The sequence below is a fragment of the Blautia sp. DFI.6.71 genome (assembly GCF_020593585.1).
In the GTDB taxonomy this organism is placed as follows: Bacteria; Bacillota; Clostridia; order Lachnospirales; family Lachnospiraceae; genus Blautia_A; species Blautia_A wexlerae.
This window is the reverse complement of the sequence record NZ_JAJDMJ010000004.1, coordinates 50,595-70,399: the sequence shown is the minus strand read 5'-3', so window position 1 is coordinate 70,399 and position 19,805 is coordinate 50,595. Positions and strand designations below refer to the sequence as shown.

General features: G+C 40.8%; 15 protein-coding genes and 2 pseudogenes. 13 read left to right on the top strand and 4 right to left on the bottom strand.

Features of this window, described 5'->3' with window-relative positions; all coding sequences use genetic code 11:
- The first annotated feature begins 147 nt into the window (after positions 1-147).
- The 4 genes from LJE12_RS03690 to LJE12_RS03675 all read left to right on the top strand — a co-directional run bounded on the left by LJE12_RS03690 (position 148) and on the right by LJE12_RS03675 (position 4,453).
- On the top strand, positions 148-1,713 hold the full coding sequence (locus LJE12_RS03690) for a L,D-transpeptidase family protein (protein ID WP_055057370.1): 1,566 nt from the start codon (positions 148-150) through the stop codon (positions 1,711-1,713).
- 176 nt (positions 1,714-1,889) lie between these two features.
- On the top strand, positions 1,890-2,186 hold the full coding sequence (locus LJE12_RS03685) for a DUF3784 domain-containing protein (protein WP_022381021.1): 297 nt from the start codon (positions 1,890-1,892) through the stop codon (positions 2,184-2,186).
- 195 nt (positions 2,187-2,381) lie between these two features.
- Positions 2,382-3,440, top strand: coding sequence for an A/G-specific adenine glycosylase (mutY, locus tag LJE12_RS03680; protein WP_022381020.1), 1,059 nt, complete (start codon positions 2,382-2,384; stop codon positions 3,438-3,440).
- On the top strand, positions 3,437-4,453 hold the full coding sequence (locus LJE12_RS03675; RefSeq protein ID WP_022381019.1) for a glycosyltransferase family 2 protein: 1,017 nt from the start codon (positions 3,437-3,439) through the stop codon (positions 4,451-4,453). Before mutY ends, LJE12_RS03675 begins: the two co-directional genes overlap by 4 nt.
- 128 nt (positions 4,454-4,581) lie before the next feature.
- On the opposite strand, the gene LJE12_RS03670 is transcribed toward LJE12_RS03675, so the two are convergent.
- Positions 4,582-5,265 carry a phosphatase PAP2 family protein gene (locus tag LJE12_RS03670; RefSeq protein WP_022381018.1) on the bottom strand — a complete coding sequence of 228 codons (684 nt, stop codon included), beginning with the start codon at positions 5,263-5,265 and terminating at the stop codon, positions 4,582-4,584.
- Positions 5,266-5,570: 305 nt separating this feature from the next.
- Here LJE12_RS03670 and LJE12_RS03665 point away from each other — a divergent pair, with 305 nt between their 5' ends.
- From LJE12_RS03665 to LJE12_RS03645, 5 genes are all read left to right on the top strand, one after another.
- A complete protein-coding gene (locus LJE12_RS03665) occupies positions 5,571-6,239 on the top strand; it encodes a response regulator transcription factor (RefSeq protein ID WP_022381017.1) in 669 nt (222 codons plus the stop codon).
- A 211-nt stretch (positions 6,240-6,450) separates the two neighbouring features.
- Complete coding sequence (locus LJE12_RS03660; protein ID WP_227226399.1) at positions 6,451-8,655, top strand: DNA topoisomerase III; 2,205 nt, start codon at positions 6,451-6,453, stop codon at positions 8,653-8,655.
- 102 nt (positions 8,656-8,757) lie between these two features.
- Positions 8,758-9,135 (top strand): DUF6483 family protein, encoded by a 378-nt coding sequence (locus LJE12_RS03655; RefSeq protein ID WP_227226396.1) that lies wholly within the window; start codon positions 8,758-8,760, stop codon positions 9,133-9,135.
- A gap of 22 nt (positions 9,136-9,157) precedes the next feature.
- A complete protein-coding gene (locus LJE12_RS03650) occupies positions 9,158-9,826 on the top strand; it encodes a YkgJ family cysteine cluster protein (protein ID WP_025580046.1) in 669 nt (222 codons plus the stop codon).
- A gap of 9 nt (positions 9,827-9,835) precedes the next feature.
- The gene (locus LJE12_RS03645; RefSeq protein ID WP_025580047.1) at positions 9,836-10,633 is read left to right on the top strand and encodes a helix-turn-helix domain-containing protein; all 798 of its coding nucleotides are present in this window, start codon (positions 9,836-9,838) and stop codon (positions 10,631-10,633) included.
- 8 nt (positions 10,634-10,641) lie between these two features.
- On the opposite strand, the pseudogene LJE12_RS20500 reads toward LJE12_RS03645, so the two are convergent.
- A pseudogene (locus tag LJE12_RS20500) lies at positions 10,642-10,758 on the bottom strand (DUF6783 domain-containing protein); the annotation flags it as partial.
- Here LJE12_RS20500 and LJE12_RS20495 point away from each other — a divergent pair.
- A pseudogene (locus LJE12_RS20495) lies at positions 10,708-10,845 on the top strand (DUF6783 domain-containing protein). The pseudogenes LJE12_RS20500 and LJE12_RS20495 sit on opposite strands and share 51 nt — an antisense overlap.
- Positions 10,846-10,892: 47 nt before the next feature.
- Here the strand turns inward: LJE12_RS20495 and LJE12_RS03640 are convergent.
- Both LJE12_RS03640 and LJE12_RS03635 read right to left on the bottom strand, forming a co-directional pair.
- On the bottom strand, positions 10,893-13,304 hold the full coding sequence (locus LJE12_RS03640) for a GH36-type glycosyl hydrolase domain-containing protein (protein WP_227226395.1): 2,412 nt from the start codon (positions 13,302-13,304) through the stop codon (positions 10,893-10,895).
- 78 nt (positions 13,305-13,382) lie between these two features.
- On the bottom strand, positions 13,383-16,082 hold the full coding sequence (locus LJE12_RS03635; protein ID WP_118613974.1) for a GH36-type glycosyl hydrolase domain-containing protein: 2,700 nt from the start codon (positions 16,080-16,082) through the stop codon (positions 13,383-13,385).
- Positions 16,083-16,496: 414 nt separating this feature from the next.
- On the opposite strand from LJE12_RS03635, the gene LJE12_RS03630 reads away from it, so the two are divergent.
- From LJE12_RS03630 to LJE12_RS03620, 3 genes are all read left to right on the top strand, one after another.
- Positions 16,497-17,858: an ABC transporter substrate-binding protein gene (locus tag LJE12_RS03630; protein ID WP_118613942.1), complete on the top strand. Its 1,362-nt coding sequence runs from the start codon at positions 16,497-16,499 to the stop codon at positions 17,856-17,858.
- A 131-nt stretch (positions 17,859-17,989) separates the two neighbouring features.
- Positions 17,990-18,943, top strand: coding sequence for a carbohydrate ABC transporter permease (locus LJE12_RS03625; RefSeq protein ID WP_118593108.1), 954 nt, complete (start codon positions 17,990-17,992; stop codon positions 18,941-18,943).
- 3 nt (positions 18,944-18,946) lie between these two features.
- A complete protein-coding gene (locus LJE12_RS03620) occupies positions 18,947-19,792 on the top strand; it encodes a carbohydrate ABC transporter permease (RefSeq protein WP_055059513.1) in 846 nt (281 codons plus the stop codon).
- Positions 19,793-19,805 lie beyond the last annotated feature (13 nt).

Below are 19,805 nucleotides of genomic sequence, written 5' to 3'. Positions count from 1 at the left end.
GATTAGTACATAAACTCTGTGTATTGTGAAGCGTATTATTAAGAATCATAGCAAGCCTCTTAATTAACCGAATCAACAATAATATGATTCAAAAGTAATAGGCTTCAGGAAAAATGAACGGTAACATTTATGTTGAGGAGAAAATAGATGGGCAACAAAGAGGAAAAAAACAACACAGTCCCAAATGGCAGTAAGGAAACAACTGGCAGACGCCATAAATCCGCAAGACCGGGGAGAATTTCGTATGTACCGATCAATGATGAAGATCTTGCACCTTATGAACCACCTGTCCGAAAGAAGCATAAAGGATTGAAGATTACAGGAATCGCAGTGGCAATGGTTATTGTAAGCACCGGAGCTGCATATGCGGGTATGTCATATTATTATTCGGATAAATTCTTTGAAGGAACATCGATCAATGGTATTGACTGTTCGGGTAAAACTGCTTATGAGGCAGAACAGAAGATTGCGAAGACAGTAGAGAACTATTCCATAGAGGTTGATTCCAGAAATCTGGATCCGCAGACGATCAGCGGAGATCAGATCGGCTATAGTTATGTTTCTGATGGAAGTGTTCTGAAACTTTTGAAAGATCAGAAACCTTATGAATGGATCAGAGGTTTTTTTGAAAAGAAGAGCTATACAGCCGCTGAGAACACGACTTACGATAAAGAAAAGCTGAAAAAACAGGTGAAGGCACTTAACTGTGCACAGAAAGAGAATCAGGTAGCTCCTGAGAATGCATATGTCGCATATGGAGATTCGCAGTTTGAGATTGTTCCGGAGACAGAGGGAAGTAAGCTGGATTTGAAAAATGCTTATAACGTGCTTTCGGAAGCTGTTTCGGGAAATAAAACTTCGGTTGATTTCGACAGTGAGCCGGACGTGTATGTAAAAGCAGATATTACCAGCGACAATCCGGATCTGCAGGCGTCTCTTAATGCATGTAACAATTTCACAAAAGCAAGCATTACGTATACTTTTGGAGATGAAACGGAAACCCTGGATGGAAATACGATCAAGGACTGGCTGAATTTTGATGAAAAAGGACAGCTGATCATGGATGATACATCTTTCAGACAGCACATCGCAGATTATGTGGCGCAGCTTGCAGCGGCCCATGATACGGTGGGAACTGAAAGAGAGTTCCAGACAACAAGTGGGAGAACTGTCAGTGTATACGGTTCTGCATATGGATGGCAGATAGACCAGGTTTCAGAGGTTGCACAGCTGACACAGGAAATCCAGTCAGGGACACAGACAACCAGAGAGCCGGTTTATTCTATGACAGCCAATGCACATGGTTACAATGATATAGGAAATACTTATATTGAAGTGGATCTGTCCGAACAGCATATGTATTTCTACCAGAACGGAGAAGATATCTTTGAGTCAGATATTGTTTCCGGTGATATGAGATATTCTGACCGTCAGACTCCGGCCGGTATTTATACGATTTATTATAAGAAGAGCCCGGATGTGCTCAGAGGTAAACAGCTGGCAAATGGTAAATACGAATATGAACAGCCGGTAACGTACTGGATGCCGTTTAATGGCGGTATTGGTTTCCATGATGCAAACTGGCAGCCATACTTTGGTGGAGATCGTTTCATGGAAGGCGGTTCGCATGGATGTATCAATATGCCGCCGGAGAAAGCAGCAGAACTTTATAATATTATTGACTGCAATATTCCAATCGTATGTTTCTATTAATATTGATCAGGAATTACTTTTCTGTAATCTTTTAATTGGAGGCATTGAACAGTTTTCTGAAAAATAAAAACAGGTATGGATATTCCGGGATCATTGTATGCGAAACAATAGTCCCGGATTTCTATAAAAAGAAAAAAGGTTCTGTATGGTAAAATGCAGAAAGAAAGGGGAAGGTTATGAATTTTGATTCTTTAAACATCATACTGACAATTGCCGCTTTCATAGTAGGAATAATGCTTCTGACAGGACATGGGGATATTTTCCTGAAAGGTGGAAACTCGGACATCAGTAAGAAGCTTTATGATGAAGAGAAGATGGCAAAAGCAAGTGGAGTTGCGCTTATTTTGATTGGCGTTGTTTCTGCTATAGATCTTTTTACTACAGCACTGGCCTTTAAAATAGCTTACATAGCAGCACTTCTGATCATTATTGTCGGGCTTGTGTGTTATTTGAAATTAAAATGTAAAAAATAATGAATAAGACAAGAAGGATCGAGATACGGTAAAATGTGTACGGTCCTTTTTATTTTTATGTATTAGCGTTTTTTTCTGTTTTGTGATAAAATGACATACAGGCCAAAATCCAATTGCCACAGGTAATCTGAAATGAATTTTGGCGGCGTTACTGAGAATGGAGTGAACAGTAAATAAACGAGGAAAAGATAAATTATGGTACTTGAAGAGATTGTGCGGCCTCTGGTAAAATGGTACAGGGATAATAAGAGGATTCTTCCATGGAGAGATAAGGACAATGCTTATTATACATGGGTGTCGGAGATTATGCTGCAGCAAACCAGAGTGGAGGCAGTGAAACCCTATTTTCAGAGATTTATCACAGAACTCCCGGATATTCAGTCACTGGCGGAATGTCCTGAAGAGAAACTTCTGAAGTTATGGGAGGGACTGGGATATTATAACCGCGTTCGGAACATGCAGGAAGCGGCGAAAACTGTAAAAGATGAATATAATGGCAGACTGCCTGAAGATTATCAGGCGCTTTTGTCGTTAAAGGGAATAGGAAGTTATACAGCCGGTGCCATTGCATCGATCGCATATGGGGAAAAGGTTCCGGCTGTAGACGGGAATGTACTGCGTGTGATTTCCAGAATTACAGAGAGTACGGAAGACATCAGCCGGCAGTCTGTCCGCAGAAAAATAGAACAGCAGGTTTCGCAGATCATGCCCTCAGATTGTCCGGGAGACTTTAATCAGGCACTGATGGAACTGGGAGCTGTGATATGTGTTCCCAACGGTCAGGCGAAATGTGCAGAATGTCCGATTGCATTTACCTGTCTGGCTCACAGACATGATAAAGCGGATATGATTCCTGTAAAAGCACCTAAGAAAGCCAGAACACAGGACAACAGGACTGTGTTTATCATTCAGGACGGAGAATGCACAGCTATCAGGAAAAGACCTGAGAAAGGACTTTTGGCAGGCTTATATGAACTGCCAAATATTCAGGGACATTTAAAAAGCGAAGATGCGCTTTTGTACGTAAAAGAGTTGGGACTTGATCCATTATATATAGAAGAACTTCCGCCTGCGAAACATATTTTCTCCCATATTGAATGGAGAATGCAGGCATACAGAATAAAGGTATCATCCCTAAAGACAACACAGGATAAAGAACTCATTTTTGTAAGTAAAGAACAGTCAGGTAAACAATACGCAATTCCATCTGCTTTTGGAGCGTATGCAAAGTATATCAAGGAGGAAACAAGATGAAACTGTTAAGTATTGCGATTCCATGTTATAATTCCCAGGATTATATGGAGAGTTGTATAGAGTCATTACTGGTGGGAGGAGAAGAAGTAGAGATTCTTATAGTAGATGACGGATCTTCTGACAGAACTGCTGAGATTGCAGATGACTATGCCAGGAAATATCCGACAATTGTAAAGGCAATCCATCAGGAAAATGGTGGTCATGGAGAAGCTGTCAATGCAGGGATCAGAAATGCTACAGGATTGTATTTCAAGGTAGTGGACAGTGATGACTGGGTAAATAAAGAAGCGTATGTACAGATTTTGAAAACTTTATATGAACTGCTCAGAGGTCCACAGACAGTTGACCTTCTGATCAGTAATTTTGTATATGAGAAACAGGGCGCAACCCGTAAGAAAATCATGCAGTACCGCAAATGCCTGCCGCAGGACAGAATATTTGGATGGGAAGAAGTGAAACACATGCCGAAAGGTAAATATCTTCTGATGCACTCCATGATCTATCGTACAAAACTGCTTCATGAATGCAATCTGGAACTGCCGAAGCATACATTTTATGTAGACAATCTATTTGCTTTTGAACCTCTTCCGTATGTAAAGAATCTGTATTATCTGGATGTGAATTTCTACCGTTATTTTATCGGGAGAGATGACCAGTCTGTAAATGAGAAAGTGATGATCAAACGTATTGACCAGCAGATCCGGGTAAACAAACTCATGGTAGATGCATATATCAACTGTAAAAATACAAATAAGCAGTTGAAAGCGTATATGTTCAGCTATCTGGATATTATTACAACTATTTCTTCCATTATGCTGATACGTGCCAATACAGAAGAGTCCCTTCAGAAGAAGAAAGAACTTCTGGAATATATCAGGACAGAGAATAAACAGGTATACAGAAAACTGCGTCACAGTCTTTTCGGAAGAGTCATGAACCTTCCGGGAAGAGGTGGAAGAAAAATGTCAGTGGCAGCCTACAAAATCAGCCAGAAATTCTATGGATTTAACTGATGCGTAAAAGCTTCACATCCGGATATCGGTTTTGGGAAAATATTTTATGAAATTGTTATAACTGTAAAAAAGCAGAATCTCTGAAAGACAAAAATGTACTTCAAAGATTCTGCTTTTTTTAAATCTTTCTAATTCTCGCTCTTTTTTCTCTTTACTTCTCTAAAGCAGACAGATTCAGAAGAAACGGAAACTCTTCTCGGATAAAAAACCAGAAAGCCAAACAATGCAAGTGTTGCACCCATGCATACATCAATCACAGAATGCTGTTTCAGGAACATGGTGGACATGATGATCAGCGCGGTCAGGGTAAAGGATGCTGCTTTTATAAATTTTTTATTTCGCAGTGTTTCGCAGTTTGTAAGCGACATATGGATTGCAAGAGAGTTGAACACATGAATGCTGGGCAGGATATTCGTAGGAGTATCTGTACTGTACAGCCATTTTACTATATCTGTGAAGATATTGTCTCTTGGAAATTCGGTCGGACGTATGTGCTGAGCATTTGGATAAACATAGGAAACAATCAGGAAAACAGTCATTCCCATCATAAGATTAAATGCCAGCTGATAGTATTCATGTTTGTTTTTGTTAAAAAATATAAAATAAATCACAGCCAGAATCATGTATGGAAACCACAGCATATAAGGAACGATAAAGAACTCACAAAATGGAATCCAGTCATCAAATACTGTATGTACGATATGATAGCTGTGAACCGGTCTGTGCTCCAGGTAACTGAAGAGCAGGATATAAATGATGCTGTAAACAGCAATCACAAGTCCATGCCGGTATTTGGAAATAAAACGTTTCAAAATTTCACCTTCTTTGGAGAATTATTTCATACCATACCATATCATAACATCTTCATACTGCTTTTACAAATAAATTTTCTCATAAAGTATATAAAAATTTTATAAAAAAATTCTCAATAAAGTGTAGCGTTTTACAAAGTTTTAACATAAAGCAGAACAAAGATTTTACGGCTTTTTATTATACTGATATCAACTGAGCCGGAGAAATTATAGTGATTTTCGAAAATGTCATGTTGTTTCCGGAGATTGTATACTGGTTTCGGCTTATGGCATTCAGCAAATAATTGTAAATGGAGAACAAAAAAATGATATATTTGGTAGAAGATGATGAGAGTATACGTGAACTGGTGATTTATACATTGAAAAGTCAGGGATTTGAAGCAAAAGGATTTGAAAGACCTTCTCACTTCTGGAAAGCCATGGAAAAGGAAGAACCTGCACTTTTGCTCCTTGATGTGATGCTGCCGGAAGAGGATGGGATTTCCATATTGAAGAAATTGCGTATGCGTCCGGATACACGTAAACTTCCTATTATCATGCTGACAGCAAAAAGCAGTGAATATGATACAGTGGTAGGTCTTGACAGCGGGGCAGATGACTATATTCCAAAACCATTCCGCATGATGGAACTGATCTCAAGGATCCGCGCATTATTAAGAAGAGCAGAAGATGACGGCGCAGAAGAATATCAGACAGGAAACCTTTATGTCTGCCCTTCCAGACATATTGCAACTGTAGATAAAAAGAATGTAAATCTTACATTAAAAGAATATGAAGTATTATGTCTGCTTCTGAAAAACAGCGGAACTGTACTTTCCAGAACCCAGCTTCTGAATCAGGTCTGGGGGTATGAATTCGACGGAGAGAGCAGAACCGTTGATGTACATATCCGAACACTGAGACAAAAACTGGGAAGTGCCGGTGAGCTGGTGGAGACAGTTCGCGGAGTCGGATATAAAATTAATATGAAATAAAGTTAAAGAATAACTGGAAACAGGAATTTATCTATGCTATACTTTTAAATATGAGAATTGCAGGAGTTGCAAAGAGCAAAGCAAAATAGCTTTTGATCCTGACATCTTAAATATAAGCAGATGCCAAAAATAAATGGACAGCTGCCCGAAATCAACGGTCAGGGATATCAGAAACCCTGACTGTAGATTTTTATAAGGAGTTATTTATTTTATGAAATCATTAGTAATAGCAGAGAAACCTTCTGTTGCCAGAGATATTGCCAGAGTACTTCACTGTACACAGAAAGGAAATGGTACCCTTGAGGGAAAAGATTACGTAGTCACCTGGGCACTTGGACACCTTGTTACGCTGGCAGATCCTGAGGAATACGATAAGAAGTATATGAAATGGGAAATATCCACACTTCCCATGATGCCGGATCGAATGAAGCTGGTAGTTATTCGACAGACCGGTAAACAGTACAATGCAGTAAAAACGCAGCTGTACAGAAAAGACATAAACGATATTATAATAGCCACAGATGCCGGAAGAGAAGGTGAACTGGTAGCCCGCTGGATTCTTGACAAAGCGGACTGTCATAAGCCAATCCGCAGACTGTGGATTTCTTCAGTTACAGACAAAGCTATCAAAGAAGGATTCGGAAATCTGAAAAACGGACATGAGTATGATAATCTGTACAGAGCAGCTGTGGCAAGAGCGGAAGCTGACTGGCTGGTGGGAATGAACGGTACAAGGGCACTTACCTGTAAATATAATGCCCAGCTTTCCTGCGGGCGTGTACAGACTCCTACACTGGCGATGATTGCGAAACGGGAAGAAGAGATACAGGCATTTAAGCCGAAGGAATATTACGGAATCACCCTGAAAGCAGGTGATATCACCTGGACATGGAAGGAACCAAAGAGTAAGAGCTTCAGAACTTTTAATAAAGAACGGGCAGAGGAGATTTCCGATGTTCTCAGAAATCAGTCTTTGGAAGTAACTTCCGTAACCAGCAAAGAGAAAAAATCCTTTGCACCGGGTTTGTATGACCTGACCACACTGCAGAGAGAGGCAAATCGGAAATATGGATATTCTGCAAAGCAGACTCTGAATATCATGCAGCGTCTGTATGAGAATCACAAAGTACTCACTTATCCGAGGACAGATTCCAGATATATTGGAAAGGATATTGTTCCTACAATTAAAGAACGACTGAGAGCCTGTGCAACAGGACCGTACAGAAAACCGGCAGGCGCACTGATGAATCAGCCTGTTCGTGCAAATGGAAGTTTTGTGGATGATAAAAAGGTCAGCGACCATCATGCAATTATCCCTACGGAGCAGTTTGTGCAGCTTGACCATATGACAAATGAAGAACGTAAGATTTACGATATGGTAGTTCGCAGATTCCTCAGTGTGCTGTATCCGCCTTTCGTTTATGAACAGGTGAGCATGGAGGGAATTGTTGCTGGAGAACTTTTTGCTGCCAGCGGGAAAGTTGTAAAAAGTGCCGGATGGAAAGATGTGTATGAAAATACGGACGACACTGAAGAGGATGAGGATACTGCTGACGATGCTCAGAAACTGAAAGATCAGAAGCTTCCACAGATGAAGAAAGGTGAGAGACTGCACATAGAGAATGTATCCATGAATACAGGCAGGACAAAGCCACCTGCAAGATTCACAGAAGCAACGCTTCTTGCAGCAATGGAGAATCCGGTGCGCTATATGGAGAGTCATGATACAAAGGCAGCGAAAACTCTCGGTGAGACAGGTGGTCTGGGGACTGTTGCCACAAGAGCCGATATTATTGAGAAATTGTTTAACAGCTTTCTGATGGAGAAAAAAGGCAATGAAATCCATCTGACCTCCAAGGCAAAGCAGCTTCTGGAACTGGTACCCGAGGAACTGCGCAAGCCGGAACTGACCGCAGACTGGGAGATGAAGCTTGGAAATATTGCAAAAGGTAAAATGAAACAGGAAACCTTCCTGAAAGAAATCAGGAACTATACCTGTGACATTGTAGATGAGATCAAAACCGGACAGGGAACCTTCAGGCATGATAATCTTACAAACAAAATCTGCCCGAACTGCGGAAAGAAGCTTCTGGCAGTGAATGGAAAGAATGCAAAAATGCTTGTATGTCAGGACAGAGAGTGCGGTTATAAAGAAACCCTGTCCAGAACTACCAATGCCCGTTGTCCCAAGTGTCATAAACGTATGGAAATGTATGTGAAAGGTAAGGAAGAGACATTTATCTGTGCCTGCGGCTATAAAGAAAAGCTCTCTGCTTTTCAGGCGAGAAGAGCCAAAGAGGGAGCAGGAGTCAATAAGCGTGATGTTCAAAAATATATGAGACAGCAGCAGAAAGAAGCCAAGGAGCCGGTGAATAATGCATTTGCACAGGCACTGGCAGGATTAAAACTGGAATAACTATATCACTCTCTTGTCTGCGAATCCGCATTCTATGCGATGGGTATAGTTATTTACGAAACGATGTACCAGGTAAAATAAAAAAGAAGGGAAGATAATATTATGGCAGTACAGGATGATCATATGATAAGAAATATTCAGGACGTAGGAAGACTGATCGCGAAGCTTCTGCTTCATGAGCAGCAGCCCAATTACAAACTTCCGGAGAAGGAAGCAGATTACACAGAGGCGGACCGGCTTTTTGCTACAATTATGAAACTGGCAGAAGAAGGCAAGATCAATGAAGCAGAAAACGAATTATATATGGGTATGGTAGAAGATGATGTAGACTATCTGGAACTGGCACTGACCTTTTATCTGTATCTGAATGATATGGATGGAGGTTTCCTGGATGATAACGGATATTCAAGGGAGGAAGTTTTGGAAGGTATGAAAGATCTTGCTTCAGACTGGGGTGTTACAGGATTAGAGGCTTTTTGAGAGAAAGGAAAAAGCATAGCATATGCGCAGAGAACAGACACTGGAAGAGATTTCGGATGGTAAATTATATGATTCTAATGATATGGTAAAGGCAGACTGCCATGACTGTGAAGGCTGCTGTGACTGTTGTCAGGGAATGGGAGATTCTGTGCTCCTGGATCCATATGATGTATACAGATTGTCGGCAGGATTACAGAAATCAGCAGAGCAGCTTTTACAGGAATATCTGGAACTGGGAGTGACAGATGGAAATATCCTTCCGCATCTTCGGATGACAGGAGTTAAGGAACAGTGTATATTCCTTAACAGTGAAGGACGCTGTCACATCCACTCTATTCGGCCGGGATTCTGCAGATTATTCCCGCTGGGAAGATTCTACGAGAATGGCAGTTTTAAATATATTCTTCAGATTCACGAATGTCCTAAAACAAACCGCAGTAAGATCAAGGTAAAGAAGTGGGTGGACACACCGGATCTGAAAAAATATGAGAAATTTGTAAATGACTGGCATTATTTTCTGCTGGATGTGCAGGAAGTACTGTACAATGCTGAGGATCCAGATCTGATCAGAAATCTGAACCTCTTTGTGGTGAACAGATTCTATCTCAAACCATATGATCAAAATCAGGATTTCTACATACAGTTTTATGAGAGACTGAAAGAAGGAAAAGAATTGCTGGCATTGGCGTAGGAGAGACATATGAGTTATCAGAACGAATGGCTTCTTTTTGAGGCAGAAGATGAGTTTGATGAAATTAAGCACAGAGAACCGACAGAGGAATTATTGTTCTATCGTGCAGTTGCAAGTGGAGATATAAAAACTGTTAAGAAGAATTGTGAACGGCAGAGATTTACAGAGTGTGATGGTGTGGGAGTACTGTCAAAGAATGCGGTCACAAATATGAAATATCATTTTGTTATCACTACCGCAATGATAACCAGACTCTGTAAACAAAATGGAATGGAGATGGAACAGGCATTTCGCCTGAGTGATTTTTATATTCAAAAGCTGGATGGCATTCATACAGTAGAAGAGGTTCAGAGCCTTCATGATGAGATGGTGATGGATTACACTGAAAAAATGCGCAGATATTTCAGAGACAACACTTATTCTAAACATATCAACGCAAGTAAAGAATACATTTATTCTCATATCAAAGAACGAATTACAATAGAAGATCTTGCAGATTCACTTGGAGTATCTGCGAGCTATCTCTCCAGATTATTTAAAAAAGAAACAGGAATATCGGTCAGTGCCTATATCCGCAGACAGAAGATAGAAATGGCGAAAAATCTTTTGCAGTACAGTGATTATTCGATCATTGAGATTGCAAACCGTCTTTCCTTTTCTTCCCAGAGTCATTTCATCCAGCAGTTTAGGGAAGTTACGGGAATGACACCGGGTAAATACAGGGATGAACATTATATGATACACTGGGATATAGAAAAAGAACTTTGTGTCGCATCAGAGTCGGAACTGAAAAAAGAACAGGATTAATCAAAATATTAAGATAAGTAAAACAGGCGGCTAGAGCGTGTCTGAAAAAGGCTTTCTGCAAGATGTGCGTCACAATTTGTGGTATATTTTGCCCGGATGAGGGCGCCGTAGCGGGCTACGGCAACTGAATTCGGGTGAAATATCCCGCAAAGTGGGGCGTGCAGATTGCGGGAATGATTTTTCAGACACGCTCTAGCTTACAGGGAATATAAATTTTCTGTAAGCCGGCCGCTTATTTTCATCTGGTAATATCGGGAGATTAAAGAGTTAATATGACTTCGTTCTTATCCTGAAGAAGTTTTTCAGGGATATAATTATCTGTTAATTTCTGTCCGTTAAGAACCAGACTGCAGCAGCCAGATTCTTTTTCGTCTGGATTTTCTACAGAGATATGAAGCTGTTTTTCACGGAAAACTTTCTCAATCTCAAAGTGTTTCCAGCTTTTTGGCACAGAAGGAGACAGTCGAAGTCCTTCAAGATCAGGGCGAAGCCCGAGGATACCTTCCACACATCCTACCATTACAGTAGAAGCAGTTCCTGTCAGCCAGTGAACATGAGAGCGTCCAAAGTGTTTGCTTGCTTTTCCCTCTGTAAACTGACCATAGCAGTATGGCTCAAGACGACGGATTTCGGCACAGTCATTCTGCGCAGCAGGAGAATTTTCCATAAAATAAGTAAAAGCACGTTCTCCATGACCGCGGAGTGCTTCAGCAAGAATCAGCCAGCCCTGGGATTGGGAGAAAATACCGGAGTTTTCTTTGGTACCCTGATTATAGATAACTGCCAGTGCACCATCGAAAGCATGTGCATGGTAAGGAGGATCCATAAGGATTGCGCCATATTCCGTATTCAGACGTTCATATACATTATTTAGTGCTGCGTCTCCCTGTTCCGGGGTAGCAAGACCACTGATAACTGCCCAGCTCTGAGGATTCAGCCACATATTTGCTTCAGGAGCAGCAGCTTCACCGATTCTTTCTCCTGATTCTGTATAACCACGTACGAAGCGGTCGTTATCCCAGCACAGTTCCTGAACTTTTTCGCCAAATGCTTTCTGAGTTTCTTCAAGATACTGTACATATTCTGTATCTTTTTTATATTCGGCAAAGATTTTCAGGATTGTCATTGCATAATAGAACTGTAAAGCAACAAAAGAAGATTCTCCGTTTGCACCCAGACGGAGACAGTCATTCCAGTCTGCATAAAGTCCGGCGGGCATTCCATGAGGTCCAAGGTGATCAAGGGAGAAGGCAACTGCACGTTTCAGATGTTCATATACAGTAGCTTCATCTTTGTTGGCAAAAGGAATCACTTCATCAAGAAAAGCAGTGTTTCCGGTTTCTGAAATATATTTATATACAGTTGGGAAAAGCCATAATGCATCATCTGCACGGTAAGCCGGATGGCCGGTTTCCTGTACATAAGAAGCATCATCCGGAGTATCTTCTTTTCCAGGTGTGTGAGTAAACTTGACAAGAGGGAGTCCGCCACCGTTATTTACCTGCGCAGACAGCATGAAACGAATCTTTTCCAGTGCCATTTCCGGTGCCAGATGGATGATTCCCTGAATATCCTGTACAGTATCTCTGTATCCGTATCCATTTCTGAGTCCACAGTAAATGAAGGAAGCTGCACGGGACCAGATGAAAGTCATAAAACAGTTGTATGCGTTCCAGGTATTAATCATAGTATCAAATTCCGGACTTGGAGTGCTGACTTTAAGATTATCAAGCTTACTGTTCCAGTCAGCTTTTAATGCTTCCAGTTCTTCTGCTACAGTTGGAGCCGGATTTTCGTAACATCTGATTACTTCAGCAGCTTCAGATGACGGTTTCATTCCAAGAAGAAAAGCAATTGTTCTGGTTTCACCTGCTTTAAGAGTTATTTTGCAGGAGAGAGCACCACAGGAGTTTTCATTATAGCTTGTCTTATCACCAAGATCACCACAGACAATACCTTCAGGGTTTCCATATCCATGGTAACTTCCGAGAAATTCATTTTTGTCCCCACAGTAAGAAGAAACCTCAGCACCTGCAAGTCCAAAGAAACGTTCTGTCACATTTTTCTCATCTACATTCTCATTTTCAGGAATTGCATCAAGATTTCCATGAATCTGCTGAGTAATTCTGTTTCCTTCGAACAGTGTACGAGAAATAAAAAGAGAGTACTGTAAATTAACCTGATCCTGTTCGTAATTGCTGTGGTTGGTAAACTCTGCATATCCGCTGAGAGTCAGGTTCCTTTCGTGATCAGAATGATTGGTCACAGATAATGCCCATACTTCATAACTCTTTCCAAGAGGAACATAGTAAAGGGCTTCTGAGTGAATATCGCTGTAGTCGGCAGAAATTTTTGTATAACCGATTCCGTGACGGCATTCGCTCTTATACTGAGCCAGATCTTTGCCTGCAGGCTGCCAGGATGCAGACCAGAAGTCTGATGATCTGTCATCGCGAATGTAAATGTAACGTCCCGGCTGGTCAAAGTTATTAAAAACATAGCGCAGGATACGTCCGTTTGCACCGGATTTTGCAAAACTGTAGCCCCCTGCATTATTGGAAATGATTGCACCGTACTCCGGGGAACCCAGATAGTTTACCCATGGTGCAGGTGTTGCCGGATTAGTAATCACGTATTCTCGGTTTTCATTGTCAAAATATCCGTATTTCATATAGTAAATCCTTTCTGTTAGAACAATATTTATAACTGCCTGTCGACTGCTTTTATGGAGGCTGAGCAGCTATTGTTTTCAGGCAAGTGTCACTGTAATTTCATGAAGATCAGAAGAGAGGTTGTTAATAAATTCTCTGGAGATCATAATATGGGAATCTTCTACGATTTCTATTGCTGTTTTGTCGCAGTCCGCAGCGGCGATATGATAAGAACCATAATCTTTTCTGTCTGTGTTTCGGTAGGTAACATGGAACTGTTTTCCTGCAAAAGTAACAGAGACAGAAGCAGTTCCTGCTTCATCGAACTGTTCTGCCAGAAGTTTTGGATGAACCAGAAGGTTTCCGAAAACTCCACGGACACCAAAGACCTCTGTGATCATGGTAAAAAGATACCAGCTTGCAGCACCTGTCAGATAATGATACATGCCACGTCCATCTGAACGGAAATATTCAGGAATTCCCGGGTAAATATGGCTGGTATCAAAGTCGAGAGCTGTATCAGACAGAGAACGTAATGCTTTCCAGCCTTCTTTTGCAAAGCCTCTCTGATATAAGGCATTTGCATACATAACTGCCATATGAGAGAAAACAGCACCGTTTTCTTTTTCGCCATAAGCGAAACCGAACATACGTCCCATATCAAACTTCAGTTCCTGAAAATCTGTGTTCAGGCGGTAACCGCCAATTTCTTTTCTGTAAAGATAATGATCTGCGCTTTTTACGATTTTTCTAATCTGCGCATCAGTGGCAACATTTCCCATAATAGAGAAAACCTGGCCCGTGAGCATCATACGCACCTGTTCATGGTGGAAACCTTCCACTGCCTCTCCATGATTATCGTAATAGCTGTTATACCATCCTTCTTCGCTGTCTTTGCCATCAATCCATTCCTGTGAACGGATATGATCTGTCAGCCAGTTGGATTTCTGGATCAGGTTGGCAGCAAGTGTGGAGAGAGAGAAGTTTTTCTTTCTGCCGCTTAGGTTATGCCTGCAGCTTTTGGCATATTCAGTAAGAATCTTTTTCTTTTCAGATACACTGTCAAACATATCTGTCTGATCGTTCAGCAGGATTTCAATTTCCTCTGACAGCGGGATACTGGTTTCGCCTGCAGATTCCATAAGGCGTAATATGGAAGCAAGAGTATGGAGATTGCCCGCATAAGCACAGGTAAAGGCAACACTTTCACCATTTTCTGCTGCCATATCCAGGGCATCGTTCCAGTCAGCTCCGCGGAGACGGTAAATATTATGAACACCTACATCATAAAAAGCGGCAAGCTGCTGGATCAGGATGTGCTCCAGAACACTTCCGGTATATACCTGACCGTCTTCGGTGCGCTGTTTATTTCCATATGCGTCATTCCAGAGAGTATCAATTTCTGTGCCGCGCATGGTTTGTGCATCTTTAAAATAAGGAACCTGTTTCTTAAGGATCTCTATATCTCCGGTCTGATTAATATAAAGACTGGTCGTGATTAGCGGCCAGAGTGCATGATCCATCCATACACGTGCGATTCCGTTTCTGTCAGCGATAAAATTGCCGTCACCGTCTCCGATAATAGTAGCATTTGTACCATCAATACGTACGCCGCCATAATTCTTTTCAATCATGGCACCTACATTCTGAGGATTCATCAGCAGAAGAGAAAGACAATCCTGCCACAGATCACGCCATCCGCGTCCACCACGTCCGTAATCATGATGAGGAAGGAAAGAACAGCCAAATAAACGGCGCAGGAATGGCTGGAAACTTACCCATTTCATATAACTGTCAAAGTCAGGATCCTGTGTGTGGAAGTCAACGTTTACCTGTTTTTTCCAGTAAATTCTGGTTTCTTCCAGTGCATTTTTTACTTTATCGGAAGTATTGTATTTTTCAAAAATATTTTCAATTTCTTCTTTACTGTCGGCAATACCTGATAATAAAATAAAGTCTGTTTTTTCACCGGGAGCCAGTGTGAAAGATGAGAAACAGAAAGCACCCATTGCTTCCTTTCCTGCTGCCAGACTGTGTGCGGGAACTCCTTTATATCCTTCATATACTGTGCGTGGATGTGTATAGGTACCACCTTCTCCGATAAAATCTTCTACAGTCGGATAATAGGAAATCGGATTTTCTCCCTTTCCGGAACAGCCATTTACATAATAGATTTTATGATTTGGCTGATGTCCCCGCTCGTCAAATGACATGGTGGGGCAGACGTTGATTCCATGTTCTGTTGTCTCGATACGATGGAGCATGGAAGTGACATTTCGATGATCACGAATGTTATCCGCACTTCTTCCGTAAACAGGAATTGCACCATATGCAGTAAATTTCTGTACGGTATCTGTCTGGTTTTCAACTGTCACATACATAATCTCCACATTATCACTTTTGGGGATAAAAGAAGTAACTGTGGAGATGAGCCCAAGTTCTCTGGAAGTCCTTTTCAAAGTCTGCCACATGAATCCGGCGGTTAGTTCACTGTCTTCCTGCCTGTCAGTAAAACGGTCGGCTTCCTGCTGAGTAGAGGAACCTGTTACTGAATAAGGGATGTGTCCTTCTTTTACGATCCAGAAATTTCTGGAAGAACGATTGTTATGGAGATTTTCGGAACTGACCGGTTCTAGCAGGAAGGTATCCTGATCAATTTTGCTGTCACCTCCAAGCACTGGTGTGACGGAACTTTTCAGACCTGCTTCTGATGCAAGAGGAAAATAAAGATAACTGGTATTTTCCGGTCTGTTCACACAAAAGCTTCCATGATTATCAATAAACTTAATATGTTTCAACATTTTTCTCCTTCCATAAATATTGTATGGAAATTATATCGGAAATGAGATCTTTCGGAAATAAGAAACATGAAGTAAGTATCAGAATCATGACATAAAATAACACAATTTCAGAAAAATATATGAGCAGGTAATGAATCAGATTGCGAATATTCATCTGGCTGATTTATAGAAAAATGGTACCTTTTATACAAAAATACTAATAAAAAAAACAGAAAGATTATGATTTTAGGAAAGATTTCCTTATTAAATGACAAAATCTGTCTGTATATAAAAAGAACACAATGAGGTCATGAATCTGACATTTTGGTGGAAATTATAATATACCCGAAAAGCAGCTTAAGCTATAATCTGATACATCAGGTGAGGCAAGAAACTCACAAAGAGAAAAAAAGAAAAAGGAGGGCTTTTTTAATGAAAAAGAAAGCATTAGCTGTTTTACTTACAGCATCCGTAATTGCAGGTACAATGGGCGGAACCGCTACAATCGTACATGCAGATGAAGAAGGAAAAGTAATCAATATTTATTCCTGGAATGATGAATTCCGTCAGCGTCTGGAAGCAGTATATCCTGAAGTAAAAGAAACATCCAAAGACGGAACAGTAACAACATTAAAGGATGGAACAGAAATTCACTGGATCATAAATCCAAATCAGGATGGTGTTTATCAGCAGAAACTTGATGAAGCTCTTATGAATCAGGCTGATGCATCAGCAGATGATAAGGTAGATATCTTCTTATCAGAAACAGATTATGTATACAAATATACAGATGCAGCAGCGGATGTGGCAATGCCTCTGAAAGATCTTGGAATTGATCCTGACAAAGATCTTGCAGATCAGTATGACTTTACAAAAACAACTGCATCTGATGCAGATGGAGTACAGAGAGGATCTACATGGCAGTGCTGCCCTGGACTTCTTGTATATCGTCGTGATATTGCCAAAGATGTGTTCGGAACCGACGATCCTGAAGAAGTAGGCAAGAGAATGAAAGACTGGGATACAGCAAAAGCTACAGCTGAAGAACTGAAAGCAAAAGGATATTACACATTTGCTTCTTATGCTGATACATTTAGACTGTATGGAAACAGCATTTCCCAGCCATGGGTAGAAGACGGTGCAACAACTGTTAATGTAGACCAGCAGGTAATGAACTGGATCAAAGATTCCAAAGAATGGCTGGATGCAGGATACCTGAACAAAACTGTAAAAGGTCAGTGGAATGATGACTGGAACAAAGCTATGGGATCTGAATCCAAAGTATTTGCATTCCTCTTCCCGGCATGGGGAATTGACTTTACATTGAAACCAAACTGGGATGGAGAAGACGGAGAATGGGCTGTTACAAATCCACCACAGGAATACAATTGGGGCGGTTCTTACATCCATGCAGCAACAGGAACAGATAATCCGGAACATGCAAAAGATATCATTCTTGCACTGACAGGAAATAAGGACAATTTATTAAAGATTTCCAAAGATTATTCTGACTTTACAAATACAAAGAGTGGTATGCAGGAAGTTGCAAAAGATGATACTTTCGCATCTGACTTCCTTGGCGGACAGAATCCATTTACATATTTCTCACCGGTTGCAGAGAACATCAAGATCGCACCACTTTCTGCTTATGACCAGGGCTGCGTAGAACTGATCCAGAACGCTTTCAGCGATTACTTCCAGGGTCAGGTAGACTATGACAAAGCAAAATCAAACTTTGAAACAGCAATCAAAGAACGTTATCCGGAAATCCAGGAAGTTAACTGGGCTGAATAATAAACGCTTTTGAATTGACAGTTAAAAAGTTTCAGGTGTAAATAACCTGTACAGATGCATTTGTATTTGCCAGGCACGCATGAAAGAGATGTGTGTCTGGCACTAATATGTAAAGGAAGGAATGCTGAACTATGAAAAAAAAGAAAAGCATCAGCTATGCAAAATGGGGATACATCTTTATCCTTCCATTTTTTATAACTTTTTTAATCTTTTCTTTGATTCCGCTGGTAGATACTGTACGTTATAGTTTCTATGAATATTATCGTTCAGGAATTAAAGAAATCGGACCGAATTTTATTGGAATTGCAAACTATCTGAGTCTGTTGAAGTCAGATATGCTCAAATACAGTACTAATACGCTGATTCTGTGGGTAATCGGATTTGTACCGCAGATCGTGATCGCACTGGTTCTGGCATGCTGGTTTACAGATGCGCGTCTGAAGATCCATGGACAGCAGTTTTTCAAGGTTGTTATTTATCTTCCTAACCTGATCATGGCTTCTGCGTTTGCATTATTGTTCTTTACCATGTTCTCTACCAACGGACCGATTAACTCTATTCTGATGTCTCTGGGATGGGTTAAAAAACCGATAGATTTCCTGGGTTCTGTAATCGGAACCAGATCTCTGGTCGGATTTATGAACTTCCTGATGTGGTTTGGTAATACAACAATTATGCTGATGGCTGCTGTTATGGGTATCAGTATGGATATTTTTGAAGCATCTGAACTGGATGGCTGTAACAGTATCAAGAGATTTTTCTATATCACACTGCCGCTGATCCGTCCGATCCTTGCTTATACACTGATCACATCTATCATCGGTGGTCTTCAGATGTTCGATGTTCCTCAGATTCTTACAAATGGACAGGGAAATCCAGACCGTACATCTATGACTCTGATCATGTTCCTGAACAGCCACTTAAAGAGCAAGAACTATGGTATGGCAGGTGCACTGTCCGTATATCTGTTTATTGTCAGCGGTATTTTATGTATGATCGTATATAAGATGACAAATGACACAGACCCGGATGGTTCCAAGAAAGCTGCAAAGAAAAAAGCAAAAGAAGAAAGAAGGAGGAGATAAACTATGAAATCAAATACATCAGGTCGTGTGCGCAGTATTTTTGTTCATCTTGTGCTGATCTTTTTATCCTTCCTGTGTCTGTTTTTCTTTTACATTCTGATTGTAAATGCAACACGTTCCCATGCGGATCTGCAGAAAGGATTTTCAGCACTTCCCGGAAAATATTTTCTTGAGAATCTGAAGAATGTGGCAAATGACGGAAGTTTCCCGATGTTCCGCGGTATTCTTAACAGTGTTGTTGTATCTTCCTGCAGTGCTGCACTTTGTACATATTTTTCTTCTTTGACAGCTTATGGTCTATATGCTTATGATTTTAAAATGAAGAAAGCAGCTTTTACCTTTATTATGGCAATTCTTGTTATGCCTACACAGGTAACAGCAATGGGATTTTTACGACTGATCACAAAGATGGGAATGTATGACTCTTTACTTCCGCTGATCATTCCATCCATTGCATCTCCGGCAGTCTTTTACTTTATGTACAGTTACCTTCAGTCTTCCCTTCCTTTATCCCTTGTGGAAGCGGCAAGAATTGATGGCTCCGGAGAATTCAGAACCTTTAACAGTATTGTACTTCCGATCATGAAACCGGCAGTAGCAGTACAGGCAATCTTTACTTTCGTAGGATCCTGGAACAATTACTTCGTTCCTGCCCTGATCATTCAGTCAAAGAGCAAAATGACAGTGCCGATCCTGATTGCAACTCTGCGTGGTGCTGATTATATGAACTTTGATATGGGTAAAATTTACATGATGATCACTGTTGCGATCGTGCCAATCATTATTGTATATCTGCTTTTATCCAAATACATTATTGCAGGTGTAACACTTGGTGGTGTAAAAGAATAATGAGAATTAAGAA